We start from the raw sequence: 5,415 nt of genomic DNA, 5'->3' as shown, positions 1-5,415 counted from the left end.
CGGTATGTAATTGAGCTGAAGGAAAATAACGGTTGACTAGACGTTGAGCGCGCTGAGGATTGGAGCAAACAATACCTGCTGCTGGGAGAGGTTTCTTGATAATTACGTTTTCGGATATGGTGAATTTTAAAAAATTTTCCTTTTATTCAATCCTCTCCGTAAAAGGAAGAGGTAATTATCAATTATCCATTATCAATTATCAATTATTGAACCTATGTCTAAAAAAAAGGATAATTCTTCTCGTCTTTTTGATTCAGGTTGTTTGGTAGAAATTCTAATTTTTTTGATGATTTTAGGTGGAAGTTACTGGTGGTTTATTCAGAGAAATCAGATCGATTTGTCTAAATTCGTATCTAATAATTCAGTGGTTTCTTGGCTCCAAGATAAATTTCCAAATCTACCTATTCCCACTGTAAAATCAGAAGAGAGATCAACCGAAAAAGAAACTTTTTTAAAATCAAAAGAAACTGACTCAACTCCAACCGAATCATCTCAATCATCTTCATCAGAAACCGTCAAAAATACACCAGATTTACCTAAAAGAGAATCACCATCACCTATTACTACCGAAGAAAAGATTGTTAATCCAGTTAAGCCTAATCATAATTCCCTTGAAAAAGAAACTGTTTTAAAATCAAAAGAAATTGACTCAAATCAAACCGAATCATCTCAATCATCTTCATCAGAAATCGTCAAAAAATCACCAAATTTACCTAAAATAGAATCACCATCACCTACTCCTGCCGAAAAAAAGATTGTTAATCCAGTTAAACCTAATAATAATTCCCTCAACGATAAAGTTTTAACTCCTTGGGAGAAAAAAGAAATTAGAGGAATTTACTTAAGTCGTTATTATATAACTAATAATGCGGATGAAAAAACAATTCGTGAAAGAGTTCGTTATTATAAAAAACAAGGATTTAATACCATAATTCACGGAGTTTGGGGAAATGGTTGTACCATGTACAAAAGTGAAGTAATGCAACAAATACTAGGAGCAAATAGCTGTCCTAATGAATTTAATGAACAATGGTTAGTTTGGTTAATTGATGAAGCACATAAACAAGGAATAGAAGTTCATGCTTACTTTGAGAAAGGCATTAAAATTGATAAAAATAGTCCGATTTTTGACTTAGCAATTGCTAAAAAATGGATAGTTCCTGGAGTAGATAAAACCTACGATGGAATTGAGCATTATGTCTTAGATGTAGAAGTAGAAGAAGTAGCTAACTTTTTTACTAATATTTTAGTTGAATTTGTCAAAAAATATCCAAAAATCGATGCCGTTCAATGGGATGATTATCTCGGATATCATGCAGAATTGCCAGGAAAAGTAGACCGGACAGCAAAATTAACAAGTTTTACCAAACAGATGGTAACAGAAATGAAAAAAGCCAACAATTCAGTTAGTTTTGATCTTAGTCATCATAACCCTTATTGGGCGAAAAAATATTTTGCTGCAGACTGGGAAAAATGGTTAGTAGATCGAGTCTTTATTCAAGCTTATAATGAAGATAACTTTCAGGAAGAATTGAATTATGCCAAACAATATGACGGTATTGGTATTACCGATAAACAATTACACCGCCTTGACGAATTAGTTAATAATTCCAATATTAAGAGTGTGTTAGTTTTCCCACTTTCTGGAGAATCAGAAGAAACAGCAAACAGAGTTAAATCATCTTTTTAGATTTAATTTTAAAAATGGTATTCAACATATTCATTCTGACTCCTGTACGGACAATTTCCTAAAGTCATGCTCCGCAAACGCGTTTACGTTTACGAAGTATTCCGTAGAAAAGTATTCCGTAGGAAATTGCCCCTACGACTCCTGGATCCTTTTCATAGCATTCAGGAAAAACTTTCTTCTCCTCTTCCTCCTTGTTCCCTCCTGAGTTCAGAGTTCTGAGTTCTGACTCCTTCTTCATTGTGACTTCATTTACCTCAATTATCGGACAAAACCAAGCCATAGAATTATTAACTCAAGCAGTTGCTCGCCAACGTATTGCCCCTGCCTATTTATTTGTAGGCACTCCAGGAATAGGACGAGGTTTAACTGCCCAATGTTTTATTGAACTCCTATTCTCCAATAACCACTCCCCTGCTAACCCATCCCTAAAAAATCGCATTCACAAAAGAAACCATCCAGACCTATTATGGGTAGAACCCACCTATCTACACCAAGGAAAACTGCTCTCAGCAAAAGAAGCAACAGAAGCAGGAGTCAAACGCAAGTCACCACCTCAAATTCGTCTCGAACAGGTACGGGAAATTAGTGAATTTCTCGGTCGTCCCCCCCTAGAAACTGCAAGGTCAGTAGTAGTCTTGCAACAAGCTGAAACAATGAGAGAAAGTGCTGCAAATGGTTTGTTGAAAACTTTGGAAGAACCTGGCAAACGGGCAACTTTAATCTTAATTGCTCCGGGAGTTGATTCATTATTGCCCACCTTGGTGTCCCGATGTCAGCGCATTCCTTTTTATCGCTTGGCCAACGAGAATATGAAGCTCGTATTGGAAAAAGCTGGCCATGAAGAAATTTTGAGGCATAAAGAAGTGATGATGATGGCTCAAGGTAGTCCAGGAGAAGCGATCGCTGCTTGGCAACAACTACAAGAAATTCCTGCGGATATTTTGGAAACAGTCACTCAGGGTATTAAGACTATTCGTCAAGCACTAGAAGTAGGGCGAGATATTAGTAAAAATTTGGATATGGAGGCGCAGTTATGGTTGATAGATTATCTACAGCATAGTTATTGGGCCAAGCAACAGCAGCAGCTTGACAAAGTGGAATGTCTCAAACATCTGGAGGCAGCTAGAAAATATTTACTCTCCTATGTCCAACCTAGATTAGTTTGGGAATGTACTTTCATGGCGATGTGTTCTGTTTGAAGAAGGAGTCAGGAGTCAGGAGTCAGGAGACAGGAGAAAGCAAAATTTGTAGTGGACAGTTTCAGCTAAAATAGTGCTTTAGAGAAGTCAGGGCAAGACACGGATTTTGCCACGGATGCACGGATGGATGCACAGCTAAAACTTTGCAGAGCGCTTTTTTCGTATCACTGATACTGCATTACCCCATCACCCCGTCACCTCCCCCATTTTCTAATGCACATTTTTAGATGAAACAATCCAGTAGGGTGCGTTAGACGGCTAAAATCTAGGCTGTGAAAGGCATTTAACAATCCGTCGTAACGCACCATTTTAGATGTGTCAGTCCACTACCAATAGCGGTAAACAGCCTGTGAATCAAAAAAAATCACCCCAATATCTGCTTGGGATGAAAATAGTTCAATTAAGTTTCAGAGAGAGGAGTTAGCGAAAAATCAAATCATTAATCTTTACCTATACATTTGAACCATCAGCAAGGCGCTGGCTAGCATAGGCGTCCATACTATAGGCCGGAATTCGCTGATTGTAGTCCAATCTATTGCCTGTTAAAGATTCAGATAAATTTTCAAAAGACTTAGAACTCCAGTTGCGCTCGTGGATAGGCTTACTTTGTTCGCCCAATAAATAAGCTTGGCTTCCAATTACTGCTGCAGCGACCCAACCGATAACGAATAGTGAGATTAAAATAACCATAATTTTTTTCCTTTTTTTTCTTTACACTTATTTACCTTTATGTAAACAAATGTAACAATTTATTGCGGTAAGTGTCAAGTTAGCATAAGTGACGGTAAACCAGATAAAAAGATGTGGAAATCCGCACCTATTAAGTATTGACATTTTGATCAATCAAAATAATTGGGTCGCGCCACCCCGTCTTTTAAGGCGAAATATTTTTAGAGAGTTGCTCACGCATCCCCGTCACAAAAATAACTTCTGACTTCTGACTTCTGACTTCGTTAAAAACAGTCCCTGAATCAAAAAAAAATCACCCCAATATCTGCTTGGGATGAAAATAGTTCAATTAAGTTTCAGAGAGAGGAGTTAGGGAAAAATCAAACCATAAATCTTTACCTATACATTTGAACCATCAGCAAGGCGCTGGCTAGCATAGGCGTCCATACTATAGGCCGGAATTCGCTGATTGTAGTCCAATCTATTGCCTGTTAAAGATTCAGATAAATTTTCAAAAGACTTAGAACTCCAGTTGCGCTCGTGGATAGGCTTACTTTGTTCGCCCAATAAATAAGCTTGGCTTCCAATTACTGCTGCAGCGACCCAACCGATAACGAATAGTGAGATTAAAATAACCATAATTTTTTTCCTTTTTTTTCTTTACACTTATTTACCTTTATGTAAACAAATGTAACAATTTATTGCGGTAAGTGTCAAGTTAGCATAAGTGACGGTGTTGTGGGTAAAAAAATATAGAAATCCACACTTCTTGAGTCTTGACTTATGGCAAAAAATGAGGTATTCAGTACTTAGTACTGACGCTAAAGCTTAGATAGAGAAACGTTTTTCCCACTTTTCCCAACTCTCTACCTGGATATTTGAGATAACATCAAGTCCGTTTAATTCGGTATAAAAAAATGTTCTATCTCAGCGCCATTGCCAAATATTTCTCAATCTCCCACACTCCCCTACTCCCCCACTCCCCCACTCCCCCACTCCCTATTTCAGATAACGCCACGCCTTGATTACATTCCCTTGCATCAAAGCAGTAACTCCATTTAAAGCTCTAATTTCTGGCTGAGTGGGGTCAAGTTCCAAAGCAGACTTCAAAGCTATTGCTGCGGGCCCGGGATTTAAGTTATATAGATAAACAAAAGCCAAATAAGCATAGGCAAAGGGGTTTTGAGAATCTAACTCAGTTACTCTAGTCAAAGCAGCGATCGCTCCATCTGCATCCTGTTGTAAAACCCTGGCCAAACTCAACCCATAGAGCAACTCTAAATTATTGGGGTCTTGCTGCAAACGATATGACAAAGTTTTTTCTGCTTGTGTGGTATAATCTTGGACTGGATCGTACTGGTTAACTCGCCCCACTTCCTCAAATACAGTTTCTAAACCTTTTATTCCTAGAGGCAATTTTTGCCCCCACATCCGTAACTGTGTCACTAAATCTAATTCTGGTGCTGGTAATATTTCGGCCTGGGGGTCTACTTCGACACGCACGGGGGGTTGTATGGGAATAGGATAAGTTTCTCCAGTTTTCCGGTTAAGATAAGTCGCTTCTAATATGTAATTTCCTGATGAAATATTGGCAGGGGGTAACATTCCTATCCTTTCAATAATTTCAAACCCGACCTCAGACTTATTTGCTGGAGAAACACCAGGGTATAAACTCCCCATTCCAATAGCGCGATCGTGAATGAAACTTGTAATAGATTTTTCTGAGATATTGTCAGAAACTAATTGCTGAAATTTTGGTGGATTAATACAGCAGTTCTTGAATCTATGAGATACAGTTTTATATCCCCCCTTTGCCACCCTTAGAAAGGGGGGCAAAGGGGGGATATAAAACTGTAA

The 5,415-nt window shown here is 38.1% G+C and carries 5 protein-coding genes; 2 read left to right on the top strand and 3 right to left on the bottom strand.

The window, feature by feature from the left end; all coding sequences use genetic code 11:
- Positions 1–214: 214 nt before the first annotated feature.
- Entirely contained in the window at positions 215–1,690 is a 1,476-nt protein-coding gene (locus tag F6K13_RS16475) for a family 10 glycosylhydrolase (protein ID WP_240041678.1), read from the top strand.
- Between the two features lie 239 nt (positions 1,691–1,929).
- Positions 1,930–2,889 carry a DNA polymerase III subunit delta' gene (locus F6K13_RS16470; RefSeq protein ID WP_192901137.1) on the top strand — a complete coding sequence of 320 codons (960 nt, stop codon included), beginning with the start codon at positions 1,930–1,932 and terminating at the stop codon, positions 2,887–2,889.
- Positions 2,890–3,339: 450 nt separating this feature from the next.
- Here F6K13_RS16470 and F6K13_RS16465 read toward each other — a convergent pair whose 3' ends face one another.
- From F6K13_RS16465 to F6K13_RS16455, 3 genes are all read right to left on the bottom strand, one after another.
- Positions 3,340–3,579 carry a photosystem II protein, Psb35-related gene (locus F6K13_RS16465; RefSeq protein ID WP_124145469.1) on the bottom strand — a complete coding sequence of 80 codons (240 nt, stop codon included), beginning with the start codon at positions 3,577–3,579 and terminating at the stop codon, positions 3,340–3,342.
- Between the two features lie 378 nt (positions 3,580–3,957).
- Entirely contained in the window at positions 3,958–4,197 is a 240-nt protein-coding gene (locus tag F6K13_RS16460) for a photosystem II protein, Psb35-related (RefSeq protein WP_124145469.1), read from the bottom strand.
- A gap of 360 nt (positions 4,198–4,557) precedes the next feature.
- On the bottom strand, positions 4,558–5,415 hold an 858-nt coding region (locus tag F6K13_RS16455), incomplete at its 5' end, for a tetratricopeptide repeat protein (RefSeq protein ID WP_375340666.1).

Origin of the sequence: Okeania sp. SIO2B9 (assembly GCF_010672505.1) — a bacterium.
GTDB lineage: Bacteria > Cyanobacteriota > Cyanobacteriia > Cyanobacteriales > Microcoleaceae > Okeania > Okeania hirsuta.
Note: the sequence above shows the minus strand (reverse complement) of the source record. Positions and strands in the feature narration are given on the sequence as shown.

Coding starts and splice junctions, on each gene's coding strand:
- F6K13_RS16465 (WP_124145469.1), bottom strand. CDS start 3,579: ATGGTTATTTTAATCTCACTATTCGTTATCGGTTGGGTCGCTGCAGCA.
- F6K13_RS16460 (WP_124145469.1), bottom strand. CDS start 4,197: ATGGTTATTTTAATCTCACTATTCGTTATCGGTTGGGTCGCTGCAGCA.
- F6K13_RS16475 (WP_240041678.1), top strand. CDS start 215: ATGTCTAAAAAAAAGGATAATTCTTCTCGTCTTTTTGATTCAGGTTGT.